Raw genomic sequence first — 25,201 nt, 5'->3', positions numbered from 1 at the left:
ATGCGATTCCTGCCTCACGATGCGGCCGACGAACTCCTCGTCACCCCGCCCTGCCTGGCAGGGGGCGGGGACCCACGCTGGGTCACCGTGGCCCTCCACCAGGCCGGCGGATGGCGCTACGACCACACTCCGCTCTCCCCGATCGTCCATCTGGTCCGGCCCGACCAACAGGCCGAACTGAGCCTGTACCCGGACCCGGACGAGCCGTGGTGGACAGTCCGCCACGCCCCCACCGACGAACACCCCGCCTGGTACGCCCGGTTCGGGGCGCGCATCCCGGTGGAGTTCCTTGCCGCCTTCACCGACGCCCTCACTCAGCCCGCCCCCGAAACGGCGGCGGAGAGTGATCCCTTCGAGATCCTGTACGCGGCCGGCTGGCTGGAACACTCCGACGTCTCGGCCTCGTCCCCCGACAGCCCCATCCGTGTCGAGCGCGCAGGCCAGGACCAAGGCAGCTGGTTCGTCACCACCTCCCTGCCCGGCAACCCCGACACGGTGATCTGGCACGCCCACCTCGGCGCCGACACCCCGCTCCACCTGGTCGCCGCCTTCACCAGCGTCCTCACCGACCCCGCACCGCTGCGCCGCGACCCGCTCGCCCTCCCCTTCCAAGCCCGTCCCCACCTCCAGACGGCCCCCGCGCCAACGGACCCGCCGGGCGTGCTGGATCCGCTGGAGCAGCGCGTCCAGAATCTCGCCGTCCGCCGCCGGCGTGGCGCGCCCTCGCTGCCGCCGCGCCGGCCGCAGCCGCCACCGCACCGCACGCGCTGACCCGGCCACACCCCTCACCCCGGAATCCCGCCCTTGCCCCACGCCTCCCCCGCCTCCTCCAGCAGCGACGGCTACGACCTCGCCTTCAAGGTGCTCCTCGGTGCCCTCGCGATCGCCGTCCCCCTGTCCAACCTCGCCTGGCTGTGCGGCAACCTCGCCGCCTGGGCCACCAACTCCGCCCCCTGGGCTCCGTATCAGCCCATCGCCGCCCTCCTCCACCCCGACCGGCTCTGGCCCACAGTCGGAGAAACGTCCCTGCTCATCGCGACCCGCGTCATCCCCATCGCCGCGATGACCGCCCTTGCCCTCACCGCCGCGATCGTGTGGTCCCGGCGGAAGAACGCTGGCGGCAGCCGCAAGAAGAAGATCCTCGGCATGGCGAAACCGAGGGACATCGAGCCGCTTTTGGCCAAGGCGATCACTGCCAAGGCCCGCTCCCTGCGGCCGAGTCTGAAGGACGCCAAGCACATCGATGCCACAGACACCGGCATTCTGCTCGGCAACCTCCAGGGCAGCCGCCACGAGGTCCGGATGGGGTATGAGGATGTCGCCGTCGCGATCATGGCGCCGCGCTCCGGCAAGACCACCTCGCTGGCGATCCCCTCCATCCTCAACGCCCCCGGCCCCGTCCTGCTGACCTCCAATAAAGCGGCCGGCGACGCCTACACCACCACTCTCGCCGCGCGGCGGCAGAGCGGGCGAACATGGTCGATGGACCCCCAGCAGATCGCCCACGCCAAACGGGAGATGTGGTGGAACCCGCTCGCCGACGCCAAGACCCTCGACGGCGCGGGCCGCCTGGCGGGCCACTTCCTCGCCGCGAGCGTCGACGCCTCCCAGCAGGGCGACTTCTGGTCCAAGGCCGGATCCAACATCCTCAGCCAGCTCTTCCTCGCCGCCGCCCTGGACGAACGGCCCATCACCGACGTCATGCAGTGGCTCGCGTTCCCCGCCGACCGCACCCCCCTCGACATTCTTCGCGACCACAGCTTCACCGCGGTCGCAGCCCAGCTCAAGGGCACCGTCGAGGGTCCACCGGAAACAAGGGACGGCATCTACGAGACGGCCCGACAGTACGCCGCAGCCCTCCTCAACAGCGAGATCGCCGCGTGGGTCACCCCGCAGAAGGGCGTACGGGAATTCCGGCCGTCCGCGTTCGTCGCCAGCACCGACACCCTCTACCTGCTGTCGAAGGACGGCGGTGGCGGCGCCTCGGCGCTGATCGCCGCGTGCGCGGACTCCGTGATGCGGGCCGCAACCGCCCAGGCCGAACGCGTCGGCGGACGCCTCGACCCGCCGATGCTCGCGATCCTCGACGAGGCCGCCAACGTCTGCAAAATCTCCGATCTCCCCGACCTGTACTCGCACTTGGGCTCGCGCGGCATCATCCCGATCACGATCCTTCAGTCCTACCGGCAGGGCCAGAAGGTCTGGGGCGACGCGGGCATGGACGCCATGTGGTCCGCGAGCACGGTCAAGGTGATCGGCTCCGGCATCGATGATCCCGACTTCGCCGACAAGCTCTCCCGGCTCATCGGCGACCACGACGTGGAGACCACCTCGACGTCCATCTCCGACTCGGGGAAGTCGACCTCCGTGTCGATGCGGCAGGAGCGGATCCTGCCCGCCGACGCGATCCGCGCCCTACCCAAGGGCACCGCCTTGTGCTTCGCCACCGGCATGCGCGCCGCCATGCTCGACCTGCGCCCCTGGTACCTGGAGCCCGGCGCCGAGCAGTTGTCCGCCGCCTCCGCCCGCGCCTCCAAGGCCATCACCGCCCGCGCGGTCGCCAAGGCCGCACCGAAGCAGAGCGACTACGGCCCCGCCGCCTGACCGCCGGCAGCACCCCTCCGACTCCCTGGGATGACCCATCGCTCTCACCGACCACCACGACGTCTTCGTCGGCTCAACCGACGACGGCCACACCTTCGTCATCCTCAACCGGCGCCTTCCCGCCGCACGTCGGATTCTCACCGAGGCCGGGTTCACCGCCCGCGAGCACCACGGCCGCACCGTCTACCTCCTCCCGCCCGAGACGGCCGAGGACGCGCACGAGCGCGCTGGCGTCGCGGCCTACGGGCTCATGGCCCACACCCTGGATCTCGTCGACCTCGCCTGGACCACGCGCCAGCACGGCGCAAGCCCGGCTGCCCAGCCCGGCGTGTCCATCGGCTTCAGCAACGGCACGGTCACCGCGACCGCGGTCACCGACCAGGCCGGCGCCATCCTCGTCCAGCACGGCTTCACGCCAGCGGGGGCGAAGCGGCGGTACGCGCTGTCACCCGGGCTCAGTGAACGCGACGCGCTCAACGCCGTTGTCCGCGCCGAGGCCCACCTCTACGCCGACGGCATCAGCGTGCGCATCGACCTCGGCATCGAGACCACTCAGGACATCCCACTTACACCATCCCGCCCCGGTGCCGCGCCCGCACCGCCGCCCACCACACAGAGGCAGCGGCGCAGCCGCTGACCACCGTCGGCCCCACTCGGAGCAGCACCATGCGCCAGATCGACCTGCAAGCCGAGATCGCCCGACTGCGGCAACTCGGCAGCGACTTTGAGGACTTGCACAGCGAGATCCGCTCGCTCACCCTCACACCCGGCACCGACGCCCGGCAGCAGCTCACGTCAAAGATCGTGGCTACGAACGAGCTGGTCCAACGTGCCATGGAACGCCTTGGCACCCTCGACGGCAGCCAGTACACCGCCGTACCCGGCAGCCGCCCGGCTCTGGAAGCTCTCGCCTCCGTCGTCTCCGCCGCCAGTGTCGCCGCATCCGACTTGGCCTGCGCCCTGGAGGCCAACCCGCTGGAGGGCGCCCCGTTCCCCGGCCCGCCGGCCGATGAAGCAGCCGTGCGCAAGGTACGGCACGCGGAGGCGGTCCCCGCCATGGCGGAGCACCTCGCGGACGCCGCCCACCAGCTCGACCTGGCCCACACCGGCTGCTACTACCTCGCCAGCGGCATCACCCGGGACCTGAAGCAGCACGCCGAACAGCACCAGACGATGCCAGCGCCACGGATCACCGACATCCAGTACGCCGCGCTGTCCGCGCTGTCCCAAGACGGTGGCCGTCTTTACCCGTCCGGCCGCAAGGGCACCTTGCGTGCCTCAACCACGGGCGGTGTCACGCTCAACATCACCACCTTCAACGCCCTGAATGTGCGGGGGTTGGTCCGCGTCAACGCCACGAGGTCGCTGGTTCAGGGCCAGCGCGTCAGCGTCACCGCCGAAGGCGAGCGTGCCCTCGCCCAGCACAAGCCCACCCCGGCCCTCGACCGAGCTGCGGCCGTGACGCCTCCAGCAACGAAGCAGTCTTCGGGACGCACGCGATGACCGACACCACCCCATCCATCCCGCCGTCTCGTTCCCCGCGACGCAGCGACACCTCAACCTCCGGCCCTGCCGAACTAGCGTTCTCCACGTCCGAGCGGTCGCCCGTCGCGCGTCGCCTGACTTGGCAGCAGCGCGCCGCCCTGCGGGTTCTCGCACGGACGCCCAGCCGAGTCCGACAACACAGCAACGGCTCGCACTATGTGGACACCCAAACCTCGACGCACATCGCGCTCACGACGTGCGCGCACTGGAACGCAAGGGCCTGGCCTACCACGATCACACTGCCCACCCCGCGTCCATCATGGGCCAGCGCCTGGCACTGCCCCCCAAGGGACTGGCCGTCCTCAACTCCCTCACCCGCGCCACGTACCCGTCTACGGCGACCGAACTCTGGCCGCCCGCTCCGCCGCCGCATTTCACCTCACGCCCCAGCGTCCAAGAGGCCGGGGCACCCCGTGCCCGTCGCCGCTGACCGCCCGCGCGCCGAGACCGCTTCCGGACATCCGCCCGGCCCCGTCACGTGGCCAGCCGCAGTACGGGCCGAACGGCCGGCATCGCCAGCGCCGTCTGGACGGCGCACGGCTGCACCCTACGTATTCCCTCTGGAGATCCTCTGTGCTCAATCCTCGTTCTGCCACTGAGGTGTTGTCGGTCTCCGCCACTGACGGCACCCCGTTGGCCGCATATCGCGACACCCCGGCCCGCCCACGGTCCGACGGCGCGACGATCGTCCTGGTGCACGGCGCGTCGGTCACCGCGGACCTGTGGCGCGTCCATGCCCGGCACCTGACCGGCCTGGGCTTCAGAGTCCTGCGCTACGACCAGCGCGCGCACGGCCGAACTCCGCGCGGCGACGCACCGCTGACCATCGATCAGCTCGCCGACGACCTGAACCAGATCCTGTGCGCCCTCGCCCCTACCGGGCCGCTGGTGCTCGCCGGCCATTCCCTGGGCGCACTCATCCTGCAGGAACTCGCTGCCCTACGCCCCCAACTCCTGCCTCGGATCCGGGGCGTGGTGCTGCTGTCGGCCACCGCCCACGGGGCGAGCGTACTGCCCGGCCGCGGCCCGCGCGACCTGCTTCTGGCCGCCGGACGCAGCCTGTTCGCCATGGCCTGCGCCCACGCGCCCTGGGCTGTGGACAGGCTGCGGCGCCTGCTGCCCGACACCCACCGCTACACCCTCACACCCCGCACTGCCACCGGGGCGGACGACGGACCGCCGCCCTGTCGGCACGGCGTGCGCCACACCCCCACCGCGGATCTCGCAGCGCTCTGGCAGTCCCTGCGCGGATACCGGGCACGCCGCCTGGCCGTGCTCGAGCAGCTCGGCGGGCGGCTGCTGCTGATGGCTGGCGCGGACGACCGGCACATCCCCGCCGCCCACACCAGGCAGCTGGCCGAGCGCCTGCCCGCCGCCCGCCTGGAAATCGTCCCCCGCACCATGCACGCCCTGCCCATCCGCCACCCCGCGCTCATCAGCGACCGCATCGCCCGCCTCGCCAGCGGGCCAACCAGACTCACAGCCCAAGCTCCAGTGGCTGTTCGGGGACCCCGTCCTTGATCAACCTGGTCAATAGGCCAGCGAGATCACGCGGACCAAAGAGGTCCGGCCCTTGATAGTCAGTGATCTCCGCCAGCCGCCACCACCGAAACTCCGTGATGTTCTCGGCGGCCAACTCGTCACTCGACAGTGCACCGTTCGGCCGGAAGGCAGCGGTGCGGACGAGGAAGTAGTCCTGGATCGCGCCGTCATACCCGGTCACATAGCCAGGCTCGACAACCCTCCGATGCCACACATGCGGCGGAGTCCCGTCGAGTACGAGCCCGATCTCCTCGTGCAGCTCGCGACGCAGTGCCACGTGAGGTGTCTCGCCGGACTCGATACCTCCTCCTGGAGTTGCCCAGACCGCCCTCTCCGGAAGGGCGAACCTGCACAGCAGGATCCGGTCCTCCTCGTCCAGAACGATCGCACGGACCGAGTGACGCAGGTTCAACAAAGGCATCGGAGCACCCTACGAGCCAGTCCAGAACCGCCGCAACGCATCTCGATGGACCGCCTCCAGGCGGCCCCGCCTTCACCCACCGAAAGGTCACACTCCTGTCTCGATTCTCAATAACTTATCCCTTTCACGGAAACGCGCAGTGGCGGAATATCCGGGACACCAGCCCTCAGGAATGGACGGACGCGGTCGCATTCGATGCGGCCATCCGTCAGGGAAACGCCCGGGCGAACGCCTCCGGAAACCGGCTGCTCGGGCAGGCGTTCCTGCACCGCTCCCGTGTCCCCCTCGACCAGGCCCCCATCGGGTTGGCTTCGTGAGACGGATCATCCTCGACCTGTTCGCCGGTCCTGGCGGCTGGAGCCACGCTCTCACCGCCATCGGCGCGCGGGACATCGGCCTGGAATGGGACGAGTGGGCCTGCAAGACCCGTGCCGTGGCTGGGCAGTTGACGATCCGTACGGACGTCGCCCGATATCCGACTTGGATCTTCTCCGGCCGTATCCTCGGGCTGATCGCCTCCCCTCCGTGCCAGGCATGGAGCATGGCCGGCAAGCGCCTCGGTCTGGTCGACCAGCCGCTCGTCCACCAGGCCGTCGCCGACCTCGCCGTCGGACGCGACACCCGCGAGCAACTGCTCGGCGCGTGCGCGGACGAACGCTCCCTCCTCGCCGCCGAACCCATGCGCTACTTGCACGCCCTGAACACCGTGGGCGAGCCCGAGTGGGTGGTCATGGAGGAAGTTCCCGACGTCCTGCCCCTGTGGCGGCAGTACGCGGCCATCCTGCGCACCTGGGGATTCTCCGTGTGGACCGGGATCCTCAACGCTGCCGACTACGGCGTCCCCCAGACCAGGAAGCGGGCAATCCTGCTCGCTTCCCGCGTACGCGTCGCCGAGCCCCCGCCGCCCACCCACGCGAAGGCCGCCGAGCCGGAGTCACTGTTCGGCCCCGGCCGCGCCCGGTGGGTGTCCATGGCCGAGGCCCTAGGCTGGGGCGCCACCGACCGTCCCGTGCCCACCGTATGCGCCGGCGGCGGACCCGGCGGAGGCCCCGAACCGTTCCCCTCCGGCTCCCGCAAAACCCTCACCGACGCCCGCGACCGCGGAACCTGGACACCCCGGATCGACACGGAGATCGTCCTGGCTTCCCGGCGTGAGGGCTCCGACTGGGCCGCGCGACACGGCACCCGCGAGAATCGCCCGGCCGCGGCCCCTGCCCCCACGTTCACCGCCGAGGCGCACCGCTGGTCGTGGTCGCTGCGCAACAACAACCAGGCCAACGCCACCGTCCGCCGGGCCGACGAACCCGCCGGCACGCTCTTCTTCGGTCACCGAGCCAACGAGTGCACCTGGGTCGCCGAACCCTCCGCCGAGACAGCGGGCCCCGAGCAGTTGCCTGCCCCGGAGGCAATCCGGATCACCGCCCGGGAAGCGGGCGTGCTGCAGAGCTTTCCCGCCGACTACCCCTGGCAGGGCAACAAGGGCCAGCAGTTCTCCCAGATCGGCAACGCCGTCCCCCCGCGCCTGGCCGCACACCTGCTCGCCCCGCACCTCAACACGTCCCTCAATCCCGACGACTTCACCCTCGCCGCCTGATGCCCCACACCCCCGACACCTACGAGGACGACGACCTCGACCGCATACCGGCCCCGAAACCTGTGCACTACGCCGAACAGGCCCTCCTCGGCGCCCTGCTTCTCGAACCCCAGCGGCTGGCCGAGACCGGCACGCTGGACGCCGGGCACTTCGACAGCCACACCCACGCCGCGCTGTTCACCGCGATCCGCGCTGTCCCCCCGCCCGATCCCGACGACCATGCCAAGGACACGACCTGGCTCAACGCGGTCCTGGAGCAGGCCCGCCCCCACGCCCCCGGCCTGAGCGCCTCCTACATCCACGCCCTCATCCAGTTCTGCCCACAGTCGAAGCACGCCGCGGCCTACACCCGGCTGATCCGCGCCGACCACGCCCGCCGCACCCTGAGCCGGCACGCCGAGCGCCTCGCACGCACCGCGACCGACCCAACCCTGCCCAACCCGGCGGCCACCGTCCTCGCTGAAGCCGATGCCCTCGGTCGCCTCCTGGACGACCTCGCCGGGCAGTTCGCCCCCCACCCCGGCTCCCTCCCCCGCACCCCACCGCCAGCAGCCGTCACGTACCGGAGCAGCGAGGAAGACCTCGACGAGGAACGCCTCCTCCTGGCCACCGCCACCGCCTATCCGGCAGAGGTACAGCAGATGCGGTGGCTGACCGCGGAGGACTTCACGCTGCCCCTGCACGCCGCGCTCTGGCAGTCCGTGACAGCCCTGGTGCACCGCGGCGACATGGTCGACCCGGTCACCGTTCTCGGCGAGGCCCAGCACCGCGGACTCCTCACCGACTCCCTGACCCCCAAAGATCTGATGGCCCTGGTCTCCACGCCGGCCGGCTCCCCCGAGTACTGGGGCGAGAGAATCCTCCAGCGCGCCCTCCTCGCCCGCGCCCACGCGGTCGCCGACCGGATCACCGCTTACACCGACGACCCCGCGAACACCCCCCACCAGCTCATCACCGGCAGCCGCCGCGCCCTGGCCGAGCTCAACTCCCTGCGCACCCGCTGGAACCGCGCAACCGCTCCAGCCCCCTCGCCCGCTGCCCGTCCGCAGGCACGCCCCGCCACGGCCCCCCGGGCCGGTCCGCCCAACCGGCCGGCCCTCACCGCCGCGCGCGCCCACCGATGACCTCAACCACCGGGCCCGGCCAACTCACCAGCCGCGCCCGAACCCGAATCGAGCCCCATCCCCATGTCCGACCACTCGATCGAGGCCCACGCCCGCTTCGACACCCACCCCGCCCACACCAGCGCCGTGACCGCCACCCTCACCGGCACCCACCACCGCGCCGCCCGGGCCCTCTTGGCCGCCCGCGGCTTCGAACCCCTCGACGAGCACACCATGGTCCTGGCCCGGATCGACCACGAAGAGCCCTACTGGGCCCATCAAGCCACCCACGCCCTGCACGCCGAAGGCATCACGACCGAGATCACACCCCGGCTGCGAGAAGCCATCGACGAGGAATGGACCTGGGCGAACTACCCCATGCACTGGCTGACCCGCGCCGAGGTACGGGAGGTCTCCAACGCAGCCCAGACCATCTACGACGACATCCGCTACGGCCGGCTCATCATCCACGCCCATGCCCACGACGGCTGGACCACCGTCGCCATCGGGACCTACCTCGACGGGGGGACCGTCGCCCTGCACGGCGAGAACCACTTGCGCTCGATCGCCGACAGACTCGAATCCCCCGCCAAGGCCCTCGCCTCCTTCCAACGCCTCCACGGCGACGCCGTACGCCCCGGACCCGCACCCATGACCGACATCGAACAGCAGACTGCCCAGGCACGCACCAGCCTCCGTTCACCCGACACGGCGCAAGCCCCCGCCGCCCCTCGTGTCGAGAGGGTCCCCTCCTACGCCGCCGACCCTGGCGATCACGAAGCCCTGCTGAACGACTTCCTCACGGAGAACAACGACTGGGAGAAGTACCGCACGTGGTCGGACGAGACCACCCACGCCGTCCACGAATCGCTCACTCTGCGCGCCGAATTCGTCCACGAAACCGGCCCTCGCGATACCAATTGGACGCTCGCCGCCTATGAGTCACCCGTCGGCGAGCGCCTCTGGTACGCCACTGTCACCGCCAGCACCCCCGTGGAGATCGTGCGCACACTCCTCGGCACCCTCGCCTCCGGCACCGCCTGGGAGATGGCAGTGGGCAGCCAGGTCTCCGAGAAGACCATCACCAAGGCAACCAGTCCACTTGTGAGCGCGGGGTGGGAACACACAGTCGACGGCCGCTGGATCCGGTGGGAGGCACCGGGCGAGGACGCCGCCGGCGTCCAGTTCGACGCCTTCGCCGCCCAGAAGCGCAACAGCCCCCTGCCGACCTGGACCGTATGGGGTGGCGGCGCCGTCCACCAGCCCACCTGGGCACTCCACTTCTCCCCGTACACCCCGGCGGCCGTCCTGCAGGACCTCACCTTCGAACTCGCCGAAGGGCAAGGACGCCGCCAGGTCCCCGCTGCTACCACTTCGCGACCAGCGATGCTGACTACGCCCGCCCAGGCGCCCGCCTCTCCTGGGCGGGCGCCTGCAGCCGATTCCACCCGGACCCGCTGAACCGCCACCGCCCCAGCCGAACGTCTGCCTGAGAGGGGCCGTGCACCGAAGGTGCCGCGCTACACGTTGTCGGTCCGGTTCGCGCAGCAAGAGCCTGGGCCCAGCGTGAAAGCGCTGGGCCCAGGCTCTTCTGTCATCACCCGGTGATGTGAGCGACAGCGTCGTGGCTGTGGATGCTCTCAAGGTTTCGAACGCGTACAGCATGCTCCAGGCCCCGTTCGCGGCAGGCGAGGCTGACGTCGCGCGCCATGTCCTCGACGAACACGGGGTGGTCGTACGCCTGCATCGTCAGAACGCGTTCGTCGGGCCGCTTGACCAAGGGCACGACAGGGGCGGATGCACACTGTTCCAGGATCCGTACAGCCTCGTGCACCCCGAGGGGATAGGGCGTGTCCCCGTGCCCCATCACGGACAGCGTGACGCGGCTGCGCTGATTGTGGGCGCCGTAGTCCGAGATAGCTTTCGAGCACGGGCACAAGCTCGTCACCTCGGTCGTGACCGAGGTGATCACCGTCGTGTCGCCGTCGTCCCAGCGTCCTTCGAAACGAGCGTCGTGGACCTGCCACGACTCAGCGCCACTCGCGGGCGCGATCACGCTGGTACTCAACGGGACATCGATCGTGACTGCGAGTGCGGGCGCGTCGAGGAGGTCGGCACCGACCTTCAGGACGTACGGCAACTTGCGCGGATCGAATCGACGAAGGTGATCGTGAGCGAGAGCGACCATACGGCTCATGTGGGTGCCCCGGCGGTCGTGCTGCAGCCGGACAGTCACTTCGATCTCGGCGACGCCGTCCTGGCGGAGGTGGCCGTCCTCGAAGTACAGCGGGTAGCGCAAGCCGCTGATGCCGACCTCGTCGATCTCGATGCCGCGGGAGTCGGTCTCGTTCTGGATGTCGTGCATGTTCACGCGCCCCGATAGGTGCAGCCGGATGTGCACGTCTCGCGGACGGTGAGGGCGGAGAGGCCGGGCAGTGTCGGCTTCAGCCGATCCCAGATCCAGCGGGCAAGGACCTCGCTGGTCGGGTTCTCCAGCCCCTCGATCTCGTTGAGGTAGTAGTGGTCGAGTCGCGCTTCGATGGGCTTGAAGGCGCGCTTGACGTCACCGAAGTCCATGACCCAGCCCGACTCGGCTCCGACGGGCCCCTCGACGTGGACGATGACCTTGTACGAGTGCCCATGCAGGCGCGCGCACTTGTGGCCCTCGGGCACATTGGGCAGGCGGTGCGCGGATTCAAAGGTGAACTCGCGGAAGATTTCCATTACTGAATTCCCAGATACTTGTGCGTCTGGAGAGAGAGGATCCAGCGCGGGTTCTTCATGCAGTAGTCGACCGTCGCCCTGGTGTTGGCTTCAACGTCCGGACCGTCCATGGGCTGGAGCCGGAAGTACCGGAAGTCCAGGTGCTCGAACTGACTGGGGTCGCCTCCCAACTGAGGGTAAACGAGCTTCAGTTCGTCTCCGCGCTCAACTACCAGTTCGGAGCCGATCTTGGGGCTGACGCAGAGCCAGTCGATGCCTTGCGGCGGTACACGGGTGCCGTTCGTCTCGACGGCGATCTCGAAGCCTCGGGCATGAAGGGCGTCGATCGCTGCCTCATCAAGCTGCAGGAGTGGCTCTCCTCCGGTGCACACCACGAAGCGGTGCTCCCTGGAGGCCGAGGGCCACGCCCGTTCCACCGCCTGTGCGAGATCGTCCGGGGACGCGAAACGGCCGCCGCCTTCTCCGTCAGTACCGACGAAGTCTGTGTCGCAGAACTGGCAGATCGCACGGTGGCGATCCTTCTCCAGGCCCGTCCAGAGATTGCACCGCGAGAAGCGGCAGAAGACGGCTGGACGACCTGCGTGACTCCCTTCGCCTTGAAGGGTGTAGAAGATCTCTTTGACCAGATAGGTCATTCTCACGCGCCCTGGTACTGCACGGGGTCGGTGACACCAGCTTCAGCGAACCCCTTCAGACGGAGCAGACAGGTCTCGCAGTGCCCGCAGGCCCGACCCTGCTCGTCGGGGTCGTAGCAAGAAGACGTCAGGGAGTAGTCCACGCCCAGGCGCAGTCCCTCGCGGACGATGTCGGCCTTCGACATGGCGATGAGCGGCGAGTGGAGTTTGAGTTCCTGCGTCCCCTCAACGCCTGCACGGGTCGCCAGGTTCGCCATTTTCGCGTACGCGTCCATGTACTCGGGACGGCAGTCCGGGTAGCCGCTGTAGTCGACGGCGGTCACGCCGGTGAAGATGTCGCTCGCGCCGACAGTCTCCGCGTAGGCCAGCGCGAAGGACAGGAAGATGGTGTTGCGTGCCGGTACGTACGTGATGGGCACGCTACTGCCCGTGTCCTTGCTGCTGGCGTCGTCCAGAGACTCGTGCTTGGGAACCTCGATCTCCGACGTGAGAGCCGAGCCGCCGAAAACTCGCAGATCGATGTCCGCGATGACGTGGCGGGCAACCCCCTGCGCCCCCGCCACCCGCTTCGCGGCCTCAAGTTCCACACTGTGCCGCTGGCCGTAGCGGAAGCTCAACGCGTACGGCGTGTAGCCCTGATCCTTGGCGATCGCCAGAACGGTCGTCGAGTCCAGGCCGCCACTCAGTAGAACGATCGCGGGACGCTCCGCCATGCCCTGCTCCCTAGTTAGCTCCGTGCGTACCGCTGCAGCTTACGGGAAAAGTGACAGGTAGAGTGACGCCAACAAACTTCCAGTTATCGGCGTCGGGAGCAGAGCCGCGTGAGGCAACTTTCACTGGTCGTCACGTGCACGGACCGCAAGGCAGCTGCACCAGAGGCCTCACTGCACGCAAGGTCGCTCCCGGCCGGAACAGTGAAAGAACGCTCGGCGCTCTGGAAGGAGCGTGTCGAGAACGCCGCCCGCACGCACTCCCTCACCGAGCTCTATCGCGGCGATCACTGGACGCAGTCGCGTCGGCTAACTGCTGCGGCCGCAACGGCCGGATTCGACGCGCGACTGTGGGTGGCGTCCGCCGGCCTCGGCCTGCAGCCGGTATCTGCAATGGCGCCTTCCTACGCGGCGACCTTCAGCACCCGACACGCCGACTCGGTCGCTTCCTCTGCGGCAGACAGCGGTCAGTGGTGGCGGCACCTCCAAGAAGGAGTTGGGCGCGCAACCTTGCAGGGACTCGGCCAGGGCGGCCCGGTGCTGCTGGTGCTGTCCGAGGTCTACGCGAAGGCGATGGAAGCAGAGCTTCGAGCCCTCGGTGAAGTTGCGAGCGAGGCTCTGATGGTCGGCGGCGTCGAAGAGATCCCCGGCATCCAACGAGTCGCCTCCGATGCAGGGTTGCGCCACGCGCTCGGCGGAACCCTGACGAGTCTGAACGCGCGCATGGCCGCGTCCTGGCTCCAGTACTGCGAACACAGACGACTTACCTCTCCCACGACCAACGACTCCTGGCGCAAGTGGGCGGCGAGCGCGTCTAAGCCTGAGCAGCACAACCGCGAGCCCATGTCGGATGAAGAGGTCATCACCTTCATCAAGGAGCAGATCGCCTGCTCACCCGGCATCTCACGGACGCGACTCCTTCGTGCACTGCGAGACAGCGGCCGAGCATGCGAGCAGAGCAGGTTTGCCGGGTTGTTCATCCGCACCATGGGGGAACAGTGACAGAGAACCTGATCAGACGCAGGGCCCTGCGTATCGAGCAGAACCCCAAGATCCCCCTGTACCTGTTTGCACTGGAAGCAGGGGAAGTCGACCTCGTCGCCGATGTCGCGCGGATCTCGCGTGACGAGGCCGGCAAACTGTTTGGGTATCAGCGCCCCGAGAAGAAGCAACACGTCAAGCAGATCTTGGAATACCTAGATGGTGACGACGTGCTCTTTCCGAACGGCCTCATTCTCGCATTGCCCCCCGCGGTGCGCTTCAAGGGGAGCCGCGGCCCTAACCCAAGCGACGGGCTCGCAACCATTGGCACCTTGGAGATTCCCCTCCCGGAATCACGGGAAGCGCCACGCCCAGCCCTCATCGTCGACGGTCAGCAGCGGAGCCTGGCGCTTGCTCGCACCCGGAATTCCAAGATGCCAATCACCATCGCGGGATTTGTAGCCGAGGACCTGGACATTCAACGCGACCAGTTCCTGCGCGTTAATACGGTGTCACCTCTTCCCGGGAACTTGGTCTCAGAACTCCTGCCGGAGGTGAACACCCAACTGCCTACGAGGCTCTCGGCCCGTAAGCTCCCAGCAACTCTGGTAAATGCACTGAACCAGGATGGCGACTCACCCTTTAAAGGTCTTATCAAGCAGGCGTCAACCATCGCCAGCAAGAAGCCAGAGACTGTCGTTAAAGACAATAGCCTCCTTCAGGCAATCACGGAATCCTTGTCGGCTTCCGGGGTCCTCTTCCCTTACAAAAACTTGTCCAGCGGAACGACTGACACGGCAACTATCCGCAACATTCTCGTTGTTTACTGGACTGCAGTAAGGGACACATTTCCTGACGCATGGGGAATCTCCCCGACCAAGAGTCGACTGATGCATGGCGTCGGCATTCGCTCCATGGGGCGCCTTATGGATCGCGTCATGGAGCGGGTGTTGTTTGAAGTAGACATCAACTCTAACGACATCTACGACAGGGTCATGGCGGAACTGGCACTTATTGGGCCCCACTGCCACTGGACCAAGGGGCGCTGGTCCGAGATCAACTTCTCCTGGAATGAACTGGAGAACGTCACGAAGCACATCAACATCCTGTCAAACTATCTGATCCGTGTTTACCGTGAGTCAAGGATGAGCGCATCGTGAAGTTCTACTTTCCAGATAGTCAGGACCAGGTTAGCCCGACATACGACTTCCTCAATGATGAATACTCTCCGTACCGGGTTCGGCAGAGAGACGACCTCTACGCTCACCAAGCGGTGAATCCTGCCCCATACGACGGCATCCTGGTCAGCAAGGCCATCGTCGACGGGTCCGTAAAGGGCGCCGGGAAATACAGCGCTCCTCAGCGCGAGCGACTCTACAGACTTGGCGTGCGAGAATTCTTCAGGCTCCCCAAGGCAATGAGGAGCCTCGGAGATTGCGGGGCGTTCAACTATATCGACGAAGAACGCCCTCCCTATTCTGTTGAACAGGTCCTCGACTTCTACCTTGGCTGCCAATTCAATTCAGGGATCAGCATCGACCATGTGATCTTCGGCTACGATCCCGACATCTCCGACACGGATGTAAATCCTGGATGGGCAAAGCGTCGCGAGATTTCACTTGAATTGGCCGAGGAGTTCATTGCTGGCGTCAGGGCCCGAAATGCCAAAATTGCCAACGAGGACGATAAACTCGAACCAGTCGGTGCTGCTCAGGGATGGAGTCCAGATAGCTACGCGGACAGCGTTGTTCGACTCCAGAAAATGGGCTACAAGCGGATTGCCCTGGGCGGCATGGTCCCGTTGAAGACACCCGAAATCATTGCCTGCCTTAAGAGTATTGCTAAAGTCCGCGCAGATGAGGTTTACTTCCATTTGCTCGGGATCACCCGCGTGGACAGCATGGAGCGATTTTCCAAGTACTACGTCGGAAGTTTCGACAGCACCTCAGCATTTCGCCAGGCCTTTATGGACGAGCGCAACAACTACCACACCGCTAACGGTTCCTACACGGCGATCAGGGTTCCGCAAGTCGATGGGAACCTAACCCTCAAGAGACTGATTCTCGCCGGCGTCGTCTCTCAGTCGGAGGCCATCAAGGCGGAGCGAGAATGCCTCCGATTGTTGCGCAAGTACGACGAGCGCGACGCGGAAGCCGAAGAGGTCATGGAAGCGCTGCGCGGCTATCAGGCACTCCTTGGCGACGAAAAGAAGCTGAAGCACGTCGAGCGGTACAAGCCCACCCTTGCAGATCGCCCCTGGGAGGACTGCCCATGCGATCTATGCAAGGAACACAAGATCGAGATGGTCATCTTCCGCGGAACGGAGCGAAACAAGCGCCGCGGATTCCATAACATGACTGTCCTGGAAGCCAAGATGCGCAAGCTGTCGTTCACATAATTACCCAGACCGCGCATAAGACTCTCAAATATCCCAAACAGGAGATAATGTGGCCGACCGCTACGAGCTCAAGCTACCCGCCCTCAAGGTGAGCCAAGGCAGCAAGGAGATCTACTGCTTCGCAGTCGACGGCAAGAAGCTGCACGACTTCGCCGCCGTCTCGCGCATCCGCCGAGACGACGAGAAGCGGTTGCAGGGGTACCAGCGGCCCGAGGTCCTCAGCCACATCCGCTCGATCCGCCGTTACCTCGAGTCCGATGGAGCGATGCTCCCCAACGCGGTGGTCCTCGCTTTCGACGAGCGCGTGAAGTTCGTTCCCGCGGGCCGTGGCGGCGCCGTGGAGTACTCCGTGCCCGGTGAACTGGTCATCCCCGTGGACGAGTCACTAGCCGACGAAGACAAGCCGGCATGGCTGGTCGACGGACAGCAGCGAAGCGCCGCGATTAGGGATGCGGACCTCGCTGAATTCCCAGTCGCCGCGGTTGGCTTCATCGCTTCCGGGCAGGCGGAGCAGCGATCGCAGTTCATCTTGGTCAACTCGACCAAGCCGCTCCCCAAGGGGCTTGTATACGAGCTGCTGCCTGAGACGACCGGTCAATTGCCGCGTTCACACGAGCGTCGCAGGCTCGCTGCACGAATCATGTCTCTCCTGAACACCCAAGATGGACCCTTCTACGGGAGGATCAACAGCCCTACGTCTCCCAAGGGCAACATCAAGGACAACAGCGTGCTGAAGATGCTGGAGCACAGCATCTACGAGGGCGCGCTGTTCCAGTACCGCAATGCCACCGACGGCACCGGGGACGAGGAGCGCATGCTCGCGCACCTCCAGGCCTTCTGGAAGCCAGTCTCGAAAATCTTCGAGGACGCGTGGGGCAAGCCCCCGAGGGAGTCGAGGCTGACGCACGGTGTGGGTATCCAGGCCATGGGCTTCGTCATGGACCGGCTCACCACCGATATCCCGGTCGACAAGGTCAACTGGGACGAGGTCCGCTCCGTTCTGCGAGGCCTCGAAGAGCATGTGGCGTGGACGTCCGGCGCATGGACGTTCCCGGACGGCCAGGAGCGCCGCTGGAACAGTCTGCAGAACACGTCCCACGACGTACGGCTGCTCAGCACTTACCTGCAGGCCCGAGTCCGGGAGTAGTACCTGACGGTGTGCCCTATCAAGGTGGCCGCCCGGTACCTGGGCGGCCACCTTGCTGTCAGGACGCTGCTGCCGCGGCGCGAAGCTCGTCGACCGCCGCACGCAGAAGAGACGCCGAGCCGCTACCGTTCGCGTATCCAATGTGCTCGGTTGCCGCGTGCTGATCGATGAAGCCGGTCGCCGCGTGCTTCGCGCAGCGCGTGGCCAGAACAATCGCGTCAGCCGTGCGGGCCTTCTGGCGCAGTTGCGGCGTGCCGACACGGTCGGAGGCCGTCGTTACCTTCACGGCCGGCGCAAGTCGCTCAATCTCTTCCCGACAGCGGGCGAGTACGGCTTCGTCCAGGGAGTACAGCAGCAATGTCAGCGGCGGGATTGCAGACGACGAATCGTCCTCACTGCCTTCCCCGGAGGGAGACTCCCACTCGAAGTCGATGCCGAGCTCTTGGGAAAGGCGCTGGGCGAAGGCCAAGTCCGCCTCGTTGAGGCGCTGTTGATGCAGCCAGAGGGGTTCCAGGAGTGCGTACGCCAGGTTGCTGCGAGCCTCGTTGCTGGGGCACGCAGCAAGGAACAGGCGATCGACGAAGTCGAGCGCGACCGCAGCCCGTTCAGCAGCGACCCACCGGCTCCGCTCCGACCCGATCTCCTCAAGGAGTTCCCTGTACTCCGCCTCGGCCGGGGCTGCCCGGAGGGCAATCTCCGTCAGCGCCTGCAGGACAGCAAGATCGCCTGGACCGAATCGGTCGAAGGTCAGCGCGTTCCGGATGAACGCGTGAGCCGTCTGGCCCGCGGGCGCGTCGTATCCCACGGCGTCGATGAAGGCTCCGACTGCGCTCCACACCCTGTCCGCCTCGTGATCCTGCAAGCCATCCAGGAACTCGGCGAGCGCCGCATCGTCGGTGGCCGGGCTCTGCCAGACCATCCACGTACGGTCCTCCAACGCCGCCTTGCCGTCAGCGTGGCCTGCGGCAATCGAACTCAGCAGACTGCTCCAGGACACAACTGGCTCATGGCGCCCCGTCGATGCCTCTGCTGTACGTTCAGCCAGGATTTCTTGTGGCTCGGGAACCGGAGCGGTTGTGACTTCTGTCGGCTGGACCGTCGGCAGCAACTCCGTGACGTGGTCCCATACGAGCGACGGGATCTTATCCACCCGGCCGCTTGCCTCGACTGATGTCGCGAGGCGTTGCAGGGTAGTCAGGTCCTGACGGATTCCAACCGCGAGCAGCAGTACGGTCATTGCCTGCGGCCCGTACCCACTGGCGTCGCTGGGGATCAGATCAGGGACAACCCTCCCTGATTCGACCAGCTTGCTCTTTGCAGCGGTGAGGTCGTTTTCCGTGAGCGGCTCCTCCAGCGCCACTGAATAGACGGCATTGAGGATCGCTTCTCGTACTGGCGCCGGAGGGTTCTGGCGAACAATGTCAAGCAGTCCGGGGAAGGCCAGGACATCTGCGCTCCGCCCCAACCGGTCCAGCCTCTTGATATGCAGGTTAGCCAGGTTGGTTGCCGTGATGCCGCCACCTGCGGCCAACTGCTCAAGCGCATCGAGCGAAGCGGAGTCTCCGCCGGCCGACAGGGAGGCATCGAACTCGGCCAGGAGTCGTCCCATTGGCTTGGCGAGTCGCCACAATCTGGGGGGCCGGCTTGCGACGGTCCGCTGCATGAGTTGCAGCGCCTCAGCGAGGTTCGTGCGGTGCTGGCGTGTCTTGCCGGTGTCGAGTCGGAACGTGACGCGAGGACCGAAGAAGTCCAGGATCGCCTTCTCGACCGGATCATCAGGGGCGAGTGGAGCCGGGCGGAGTCCCCGTAGCGGGTCGTACGCGATGTACGTCGGGCCCGCGAACGAACGGATCAAGTCGGCCGTCTTCGCTGCGTCCGCAGTATCTCTCGCGATGACGTACATCACGAACCAGTCCCGGTCGGGGTAGGTACGAGGCAGCACGATAGGAGCGTCGTCGCCACGGCGGAAGGCTTCCACGAACGGAAGGGTCCGGCCAGCGTGCTGGTAGGCAGGATCGAGGTTCGGCCAGACACGGTTTCCTGTTCCGAAGAATCGTTGCAAGAACTCCTCGGTCTGCTCCCGCGTGCGCTGTTGGCTCTGATTCACGCGCCAGCCCCCCACCGCTGCCTGAGGTCCAGCCGCGCCTGGCCCGCGTCCGGGCCGCCGACCTTGTACGTGACTGATTCGTCGTTCACCGCCATGCCCCGGATCGTGTAGTTCATCGACCCGGTCAGAATCCAGTCCTCCCCGCAGAGCGTCTTCTCATGGACATCTGGACTCTGCACGATGCGGATGTAGTCCCGTTCCGGAGCCGATTCCAGATGCTGCAGAAAGGCGGCATTATGCGGGGCAGGGCGTGTGACCACGTGTACACGTGCCTCAGGGCTCGCGATACGGGCCAGGGCCTCCGAAAGCCGCCAGCCCAGTGGCGGAACATCTCCGAAGAACGAGTCGTAGGCGCCGTGGCTGTTGTCCAGTACTTGGACGTCGGTAATCCACGGTGAGACCAACCAGAGTTCACTGCTCGGGTTCACCGCCTCAGCGATCAAGGCAGCCGACAGCATCGAATCGACACGAAGACCAGTGCGCGCTCCGATGCGGACGGTGCGTTCCAGGACGCTCACTGTGCTGCCTCCCGTAGTTCCACTCGCACTTGCAGTTGATCTCTGTGGCGCGCGAACCCGCGAACTTCGCCGAACACCTTCAGGAAGTCCCGGTCGATGGGCAGCGCCGGCACGCGTACGAGGGCCTGCGCCATTGCCGTGCTTTCCCTGGCTGGACATACAAGCTGTACAGCAGCGCCTTCCGCCATTGCCTTCTGGTAGGTCAGCGTCCAGTCGGTGCCTGTGACGTCGATCTGCGCGATGTTGTCGTCGTGTGCAGCCTGTACGAGGAGCCGGTCCAGCACAGGGGGCCCGACATAGGGCTGGTAGTGCTGGAGATCTTGGGTTCTGGCCTGTCGCCCGCGCGGCCAGAGCAGACTGAACGCCTGGTCCGCAGTCACTTCCCGCGAGCTGCTAACCGTGAGGCGTCCGGCGCCGGCGGCGTAAGCCAGGACGCGTGCGTCTATTTCGATACCGAGGCGCTGTTCCAACTCGCTCCATGCATCGACAAGTCCCAGGGCTACCGCGTCTGTGTCGGGGCTGGAACCGGGGCGGAGGAGTCGAGTCGACATGGCGGACACTGCAGTACGCCGAGGAGGGCCATCCAGACGCTCCCAGGCCGCCCGAAGCCCCCGGAGGGCGGTGCCCGCCGCCGTGGAGTCCTCTGCGCTGCGCAGAGCATTCATCATCTGCGCGGCCTCACCGCCGGGCTCCTGAATGAGGTGTCGAAGGAGACGGGTCAGCGTCGCATCGACATACTCGTAGTCGCTGGGGGCAAGTGCACTGGCTACGAGTCCCCAGAACCGGCGCGGGTCTTCGCTGTAGTACTGCACAAGACGCTCGATGACCCCCAATCCTCCGATGGACGTCTCGCTCAACCACACGGTGGCCGGGTCGCCCAGGCCGTCTCCGGGCAGCACGTCGACGATTAGGTCGCCGTCCTGCGCATCGGGACAGGCCCGCTGAGCCGCCGTGGATATCGCAGCGGCCAGGGTGTCGCGATATGCGCGTTGCGCCAACTCTTCGGTGTGCGCGGCGACGTCGGGCGCGACCAGAAGTTCCGCTGCTCCGTCGAGTGCTGAGATGACGCGGCTGTCGTGGGACAACTCCAGGAGTGCGGCTACCAGGCGGTCCCCGTCTACGGGCTGCTCGGACTCACTGTTGTCCCGGTAGAGAACCTTGAAGATTTCAGCGAGGTTTTGGCTCCACGATCCGTCGGCGAGTGAGGCCCTCACCTGCTCACCGGTGCGCGTGCCGTCCAGGCCGGCCAGGGCGAATGCAGTCAGATACACCTGAGTCAGCCACTCACGCTGGAACTTGTTGGTGATCTCGGCAAGCGTCGGATCCTCGGCGACGGCGTGGGAGAACGCGAGAGAGCGCCATTGTGGAGAATCCAGATAGTCCCGTACGGCGGGCTCGGTGAGATCCAGCGGCATGAGCCTGACGCGGAAGGCGTCAACCTCAAGCCGGAAGCCGAGGGCAGCCGGTTGACCCTGCACTTCGTAGCGGACAGTTCGCTTCTCACTGTCCCCGCGCTTACGAGCGATCTCGCAGTCTGCCCCCATCGTCATGCGCCGAACCTCGATGGGGTTGCCAGCGGCGTGGGTTGCAAAGTTGACCGAGGCGATGCGCTGCGACCACAACGAAGGCTCTGGAACGTCCGCCGAGCTCAGGGACGCATCCTCTGGAACGACGATCTGCGTGCCCCAGCGAGGGATGCCCTGCGACCGGGTGTCGATCTCCTGAGGGGGTTGATCGAGGATGAGCTGCTGCGGGCGGAACACCTGAAATCCGGAAGAGCCGTGCCCGTGGGGAAACCACATTCCTTCAGGATCGCCACTCCGGACGATGTCAGTGAGCGGCAGCGCATCCGTGTCGTCGGGAGGCATCGGAAGCCAGGTGCGGTGCTCGTCACGGCGGTGTCCGTAGCGGCGGCTGACTCGCCCCGGTACCGCTTCGCGCAGAGCCCGAGCGATGGGAAGTTGCTCGATGCTGTCCCCCTCAGAGAAGGGCAGCAGCAGGTCCACCTCTGGCAGGTTCAATGGCGCGAACAACGACTGGGTGACGAACTCGGGAAGCATCGCGCCGTCCCGGGCCCCCGAGTCGTCGCGCAGCGGCCGCCACTGGCTGCGCAGCCGGCGGAGGGCTGTCGGCACTACGGCCAGGAGGAGCGAGCGGGGCTGCTCCCAGAGCAATGCTTGAGCCTCGTCGGCGCTGATACGGAGTGCCCGCACCAGATGGTTGGCAAGTTCATCCTGCAGACCGGAATTGTCCAGGAGCGCCTGGAGCAGCTCGGCGAGCATCTCGCTTGCCGCCTGATCCTCCTGGCGCACGACGCCGCCGCGGGGCGCCTTGAGCAGCTTGCGCGGGTCCGCCCACTGACGTCTGCTGCGGAGCTTGCGGCCAGTCCAGTCCAGGAGGGCCTGCGTGCCTTGAATTTTCAGCACAAACCGGTTGCCGATGGGCAACGTTCGGGCCGGTACCTCCGGGGCGAACAGCGTCTCGTACGCCTGGTAGGCAAGACGGTCTCGACCATAGTCCGAAAGTGTGACCACGGTGATCGGACGGGTTCCGCGCTGACGCCCGGCGCGACCGCGGCGCTGGATGAAGGCGGCGGCGTCGCGGGGTGCTTTGTGCTGCAGGACCAACCCGACCCGAGGATCGTTGAAGCCGACTTCAAGAGAGGCCGTGGCCACCGTGAGATCCGCGTTGTGGTCGACGCCCACATCCTGTGACGAGGTCCGGCCGATCCGTAGGTGGTGGAGTCGAAGGCCAGGATCGAGATCGTGCCCGATCTTCTCGACCATGTCCCAGGACTGACCATCCCGGTAGCGGGCATCGTGCTCGTCTCGATCTGGGGAGCGAAGGCCAGCGAGCACAGGCTTCCAGCCACTGCGACCGCCGGACCGGTACTGACCTCCCTCTGCATCACGGAGATCGTCGTAGAAACGGTTGGTTACGTCGAGGTCGTCGGTGAACAGAAAACCCGTTGAGCCGTAAAGGAAGCGGTCACTTTCTTGGTCCAGCGTGCGTCCGAAGAGCATCGCGGTCTGGATCGATGTGGACAGCAGGCTGGCGCCGGCGACGGGGTCGCCACGTAGTGCGAGCGCGTACTCGCGGCCTTCGGTCTCCATGGCGTCCTCAGCCGGTTCGATCGGCTCGACGTCGCCCGGATGCAGCCCGATCAGTTGGGCGAAGAAGTGTCTGGCGTCTCGCAGCGTGGCGCTCAGACCGACGAACGTGACGGGCCGGCCAACCGCTTCACGCCAACGACGGAGAAGGAGGGCGACCTGTGCCCCGTGTACGCCGGTGTACGTGTGAACCTCGTCAAGGAGGACAAGGGCGGGGCCAGGGTTGCCTCCGCGCCACCCGAGCAGGCGCTCGAGGTAGCTGTCAGCACTGGCGCGGTTGAGGGTCTCGGTGGTGGTGAAGAGTAGATCTGGCTCGTTGGCTTTGAGCGACTCGCGCGTGAGTGCGAGGCGCCCATCCTTGATGGTGTGGCCGCACTTCACGCAGGTCAACTGCTCGCGCCCCTGGAGCCGATCACTGTCGGACCACACCAAGTCACCGGTCCCACATTCGGGATTTGGGCACGGGAGGTACGGGCAAATGGCCCCCTCAGGGGTTCGCGCCCACGCTCCGGCCACCCTGCCACCCGGTTCCAATTTCAGGTCCCGCGCGTTCCAAGGGGTGTTGCCATAGAGCGCGCCGATACGCAGAGCACGACGTCCCTGCGCACGCAGGGCTCCCTCGATGCCGTCGGCCCCACGAATTGCTTCCCGGAGTTGATCTCGTAGGAGCTCCAGGCGGGGATAGAGGGCAAGGGTGTGTACCCGGGACGTTGTACCAGGACGGGCGTGCTCCGCCATCGCCGCGAATGCCGGCAGATAGAACGCGAGGGTCTTACCGCTACCCGTACCCGCGCCGACAATGATTCCCGTTGATCGCGGACCACCGAGCGCCTTGAACACAGTGCGCGTGGCGTCCAACTGGAAGCGAGCCAGCTTGTAGTCCCGCACGTGGGCTGCCGCGACGTGCTGCTGCAGGTCACGCCACTGGTCAAGGCGGGCCAGCTCCGCCAGGGCATCCTCTGCGGGGATGTCACGGCGAGGGTAGCGGCGCGGCGCGACGTGGAGTCGGTAGTCGGCGACCAGACGCTTCTGCTGCCGCCACCAGCCCCGGTCGGGTTGGCTGGCCCATCCACCTCGCGCAAAGAGTTGTCGTAGCCCGGTAGTCAGCCTCAGGGTCTCGGCCAGCCGGGTGCGGTACCGCGGAGGCGAGACAACGGGGACGGGCACTTCGAACAGCAGGGCACGATCGAGGCACTCCTCTAGCACCTCGTCGGTCGAGGCCCCGGGCGGTGCGTCCTGTCGGGTGACAAGGAGTTCGTCGATGGTCTCCAAAACCTCAGCTTCAGAGAGGGCGCTCTCCGTCACTCCCCAGGAGAGCAGGGGGAGTTCGCGGTCTTCCAGCCGGTTGAGAAGCGCATTGGCGAACCCTTGCTTGATAAGCTGTGTCACGCGCCCTTCCTTGTCAGTGCGACTTGGCCGTCCATTGCGAATTCACGCAAGAGGGCAATTTCCTGGTTCGTGATATCGAATAGAGTTGGAGCCGGGCGACGGTCGAGTCGCTCAAGAAGCGCGAGGAGTTCCGCTGGCGGCTCCTTCGCATCACGCAGTGATTCTGCGAGTGCTTCGCATTTGGTCACGAATAGGGTGATGTCCCCGGCGGTAACGGTCTTGGCTGACGCGGTACGTTCAAGATCAGTACGACGCGATCGAGCCAATACTTGCTCCTGCGGAGGCAACATCGGAATCCGTGCCAGAGGAAGCGAAGCCAACTGGCGACCTGACCACTCGGTCCATGCTGCGAGGTTCTCTTCTCGGATGGCGTCGGCTGCCGCCTGGACCTTCCGCCTGGCCGTGTTGAAAGCCTGATCGCCAGGCCACCCGTTCTGAGCCCTCCGCGTGAACGCCTCAAGCCCGTCGCTGGCCGCCAAGAGGCCGGGGCCCGTTGCTGCGCCCTGGTTCTTCAAGGCGAGTGCCACTGTAACTTCCTTCCGGAGATCCGCCAGGCGTGCACTCAGTTCGTTGATACGCGACGAAACCCGGGCTGCCTCCTTCACGCCCGCCTCGCCCTCAGCCAACTGCCGGGCTCGATCCTGCAGTTGCAGCGCCATCTCATACACAGGTC

General features: G+C 66.4%; 22 protein-coding genes and 1 pseudogene. 14 read left to right on the top strand and 9 right to left on the bottom strand.

Annotation, left to right across the window (positions count from 1 at the left end; genetic code table 11):
* The 6 genes from GWK25_RS09910 to GWK25_RS09885 all read left to right on the top strand — a co-directional run bounded on the left by GWK25_RS09910 (position 1) and on the right by GWK25_RS09885 (position 5,670).
* Positions 1 to 771, top strand: a complete 771-nt coding sequence (locus GWK25_RS09910; RefSeq protein WP_215449425.1) for a DUF317 domain-containing protein — start codon at positions 1 to 3, stop codon at positions 769 to 771.
* Positions 772 to 804: 33 nt separating this feature from the next.
* The gene (locus GWK25_RS09905) at positions 805 to 2,604 is read left to right on the top strand and encodes a type IV secretory system conjugative DNA transfer family protein (RefSeq protein ID WP_215449423.1); all 1,800 of its coding nucleotides are present in this window, start codon (positions 805 to 807) and stop codon (positions 2,602 to 2,604) included.
* Between the two features lie 250 nt (positions 2,605 to 2,854).
* Positions 2,855 to 3,241, top strand: a complete 387-nt coding sequence (locus GWK25_RS43305; protein WP_251828795.1) for a hypothetical protein — start codon at positions 2,855 to 2,857, stop codon at positions 3,239 to 3,241.
* Between the two features lie 29 nt (positions 3,242 to 3,270).
* A complete protein-coding gene (locus GWK25_RS09895) occupies positions 3,271 to 4,107 on the top strand; it encodes a hypothetical protein (protein ID WP_215449422.1) in 837 nt (278 codons plus the stop codon).
* A gap of 238 nt (positions 4,108 to 4,345) precedes the next feature.
* Positions 4,346 to 4,579 carry a hypothetical protein gene (locus GWK25_RS09890; protein WP_215449421.1) on the top strand — a complete coding sequence of 78 codons (234 nt, stop codon included), beginning with the start codon at positions 4,346 to 4,348 and terminating at the stop codon, positions 4,577 to 4,579.
* 203 nt (positions 4,580 to 4,782) lie between these two features.
* A complete protein-coding gene (locus GWK25_RS09885) occupies positions 4,783 to 5,670 on the top strand; it encodes an alpha/beta fold hydrolase (protein ID WP_251828794.1) in 888 nt (295 codons plus the stop codon).
* Here the strand turns inward: GWK25_RS09885 and GWK25_RS09880 are convergent.
* Complete coding sequence (locus tag GWK25_RS09880; RefSeq protein ID WP_215449418.1) at positions 5,627 to 6,112, bottom strand: NUDIX hydrolase; 486 nt, start codon at positions 6,110 to 6,112, stop codon at positions 5,627 to 5,629. The genes GWK25_RS09885 and GWK25_RS09880 overlap by 44 nt on opposite strands.
* Before the next feature lie 119 nt (positions 6,113 to 6,231).
* Here GWK25_RS09880 and GWK25_RS44505 point away from each other — a divergent pair.
* The 4 genes and pseudogenes from GWK25_RS44505 to GWK25_RS09865 all read left to right on the top strand — a co-directional run.
* Positions 6,232 to 6,414 (top strand): annotated as a pseudogene (locus GWK25_RS44505) (hypothetical protein); the annotation flags it as partial.
* 20 nt (positions 6,415 to 6,434) lie between these two features.
* Entirely contained in the window at positions 6,435 to 7,706 is a 1,272-nt protein-coding gene (locus GWK25_RS09875; RefSeq protein WP_215457292.1) for a DNA cytosine methyltransferase, read from the top strand.
* Entirely contained in the window at positions 7,706 to 8,830 is a 1,125-nt protein-coding gene (locus GWK25_RS09870; protein WP_215449416.1) for a DnaB-like helicase N-terminal domain-containing protein, read from the top strand. The genes GWK25_RS09875 and GWK25_RS09870 overlap by 1 nt, the downstream gene beginning before the upstream one ends.
* 63 nt (positions 8,831 to 8,893) lie before the next feature.
* Positions 8,894 to 10,270 carry a DUF317 domain-containing protein gene (locus GWK25_RS09865; RefSeq protein ID WP_215449415.1) on the top strand — a complete coding sequence of 459 codons (1,377 nt, stop codon included), beginning with the start codon at positions 8,894 to 8,896 and terminating at the stop codon, positions 10,268 to 10,270.
* Positions 10,271 to 10,406: 136 nt separating this feature from the next.
* Here GWK25_RS09865 and GWK25_RS09860 read toward each other — a convergent pair whose 3' ends face one another.
* From GWK25_RS09860 to queC, 4 genes are read right to left on the bottom strand one after another with little or no spacing between them, the layout of a single operon-like run.
* The gene (locus GWK25_RS09860; RefSeq protein WP_215449414.1) at positions 10,407 to 11,174 is read right to left on the bottom strand and encodes a GTP cyclohydrolase I FolE2; all 768 of its coding nucleotides are present in this window, start codon (positions 11,172 to 11,174) and stop codon (positions 10,407 to 10,409) included.
* A gap of 2 nt (positions 11,175 to 11,176) precedes the next feature.
* Entirely contained in the window at positions 11,177 to 11,533 is a 357-nt protein-coding gene (gene queD / locus GWK25_RS09855; protein ID WP_215449412.1) for a 6-carboxytetrahydropterin synthase QueD, read from the bottom strand.
* Entirely contained in the window at positions 11,533 to 12,168 is a 636-nt protein-coding gene (gene queE / locus GWK25_RS09850) for a 7-carboxy-7-deazaguanine synthase (protein ID WP_215449410.1), read from the bottom strand. The genes queD and queE overlap by 1 nt, the downstream gene beginning before the upstream one ends.
* 2 nt (positions 12,169 to 12,170) lie before the next feature.
* A complete protein-coding gene (gene queC / locus GWK25_RS09845; protein ID WP_046914116.1) occupies positions 12,171 to 12,881 on the bottom strand; it encodes a 7-cyano-7-deazaguanine synthase QueC in 711 nt (236 codons plus the stop codon).
* A 201-nt stretch (positions 12,882 to 13,082) separates the two neighbouring features.
* On the opposite strand from queC, the gene GWK25_RS09840 reads away from it, so the two are divergent.
* From GWK25_RS09840 to dbpB (GWK25_RS09825), 4 genes are read left to right on the top strand one after another with little or no spacing between them, the layout of a single operon-like run.
* Positions 13,083 to 13,880: a hypothetical protein gene (locus GWK25_RS09840; RefSeq protein ID WP_308404200.1), complete on the top strand. Its 798-nt coding sequence runs from the start codon at positions 13,083 to 13,085 to the stop codon at positions 13,878 to 13,880.
* Positions 13,877 to 15,019 carry a DGQHR domain-containing protein DpdB gene (gene dbpB, locus GWK25_RS09835; protein ID WP_215449406.1) on the top strand — a complete coding sequence of 381 codons (1,143 nt, stop codon included), beginning with the start codon at positions 13,877 to 13,879 and terminating at the stop codon, positions 15,017 to 15,019. The genes GWK25_RS09840 and dbpB (GWK25_RS09835) overlap by 4 nt, the downstream gene beginning before the upstream one ends.
* Entirely contained in the window at positions 15,016 to 16,257 is a 1,242-nt protein-coding gene (gene dpdA, locus GWK25_RS09830) for a tRNA-guanine transglycosylase DpdA (RefSeq protein WP_215449405.1), read from the top strand. Before dbpB (GWK25_RS09835) ends, dpdA begins: the two co-directional genes overlap by 4 nt.
* A gap of 49 nt (positions 16,258 to 16,306) precedes the next feature.
* Positions 16,307 to 17,404: a DGQHR domain-containing protein DpdB gene (gene dbpB, locus GWK25_RS09825; RefSeq protein ID WP_215449403.1), complete on the top strand. Its 1,098-nt coding sequence runs from the start codon at positions 16,307 to 16,309 to the stop codon at positions 17,402 to 17,404.
* 58 nt (positions 17,405 to 17,462) lie between these two features.
* Here the strand turns inward: dbpB (GWK25_RS09825) and dpdD are convergent, their stop codons facing one another.
* The 4 genes from dpdD to GWK25_RS09805 are packed head-to-tail and all read right to left on the bottom strand — an operon-like array spanning position 17,463 to position 25,196.
* Complete coding sequence (dpdD, locus tag GWK25_RS09820; protein WP_215449402.1) at positions 17,463 to 19,511, bottom strand: protein DpdD; 2,049 nt, start codon at positions 19,509 to 19,511, stop codon at positions 17,463 to 17,465.
* A complete protein-coding gene (dpdK, locus tag GWK25_RS09815) occupies positions 19,508 to 20,029 on the bottom strand; it encodes a phospholipase D-like domain-containing protein DpdK (protein WP_308404199.1) in 522 nt (173 codons plus the stop codon). Before dpdK ends, dpdD begins: the two co-directional genes overlap by 4 nt.
* A complete protein-coding gene (gene dpdJ, locus GWK25_RS09810; protein WP_215449401.1) occupies positions 20,026 to 24,528 on the bottom strand; it encodes a protein DpdJ in 4,503 nt (1,500 codons plus the stop codon). The genes dpdK and dpdJ overlap by 4 nt, the downstream gene beginning before the upstream one ends.
* The gene (locus GWK25_RS09805; RefSeq protein WP_215449400.1) at positions 24,525 to 25,196 is read right to left on the bottom strand and encodes a hypothetical protein; all 672 of its coding nucleotides are present in this window, start codon (positions 25,194 to 25,196) and stop codon (positions 24,525 to 24,527) included. Before GWK25_RS09805 ends, dpdJ begins: the two co-directional genes overlap by 4 nt.
* Between the last annotated feature and the right edge of the window lie 5 nt (positions 25,197 to 25,201).

Origin of the sequence: Streptomyces sp. ATCC 21386, from assembly GCF_018728545.1 — a bacterium.
In the GTDB taxonomy this organism is placed as follows: domain Bacteria; phylum Actinomycetota; class Actinomycetes; order Streptomycetales; family Streptomycetaceae; genus Streptomyces.
The sequence above is the reverse complement of the archived record's forward strand: the minus strand, read 5'-3'. Positions and strand labels throughout refer to the sequence as shown.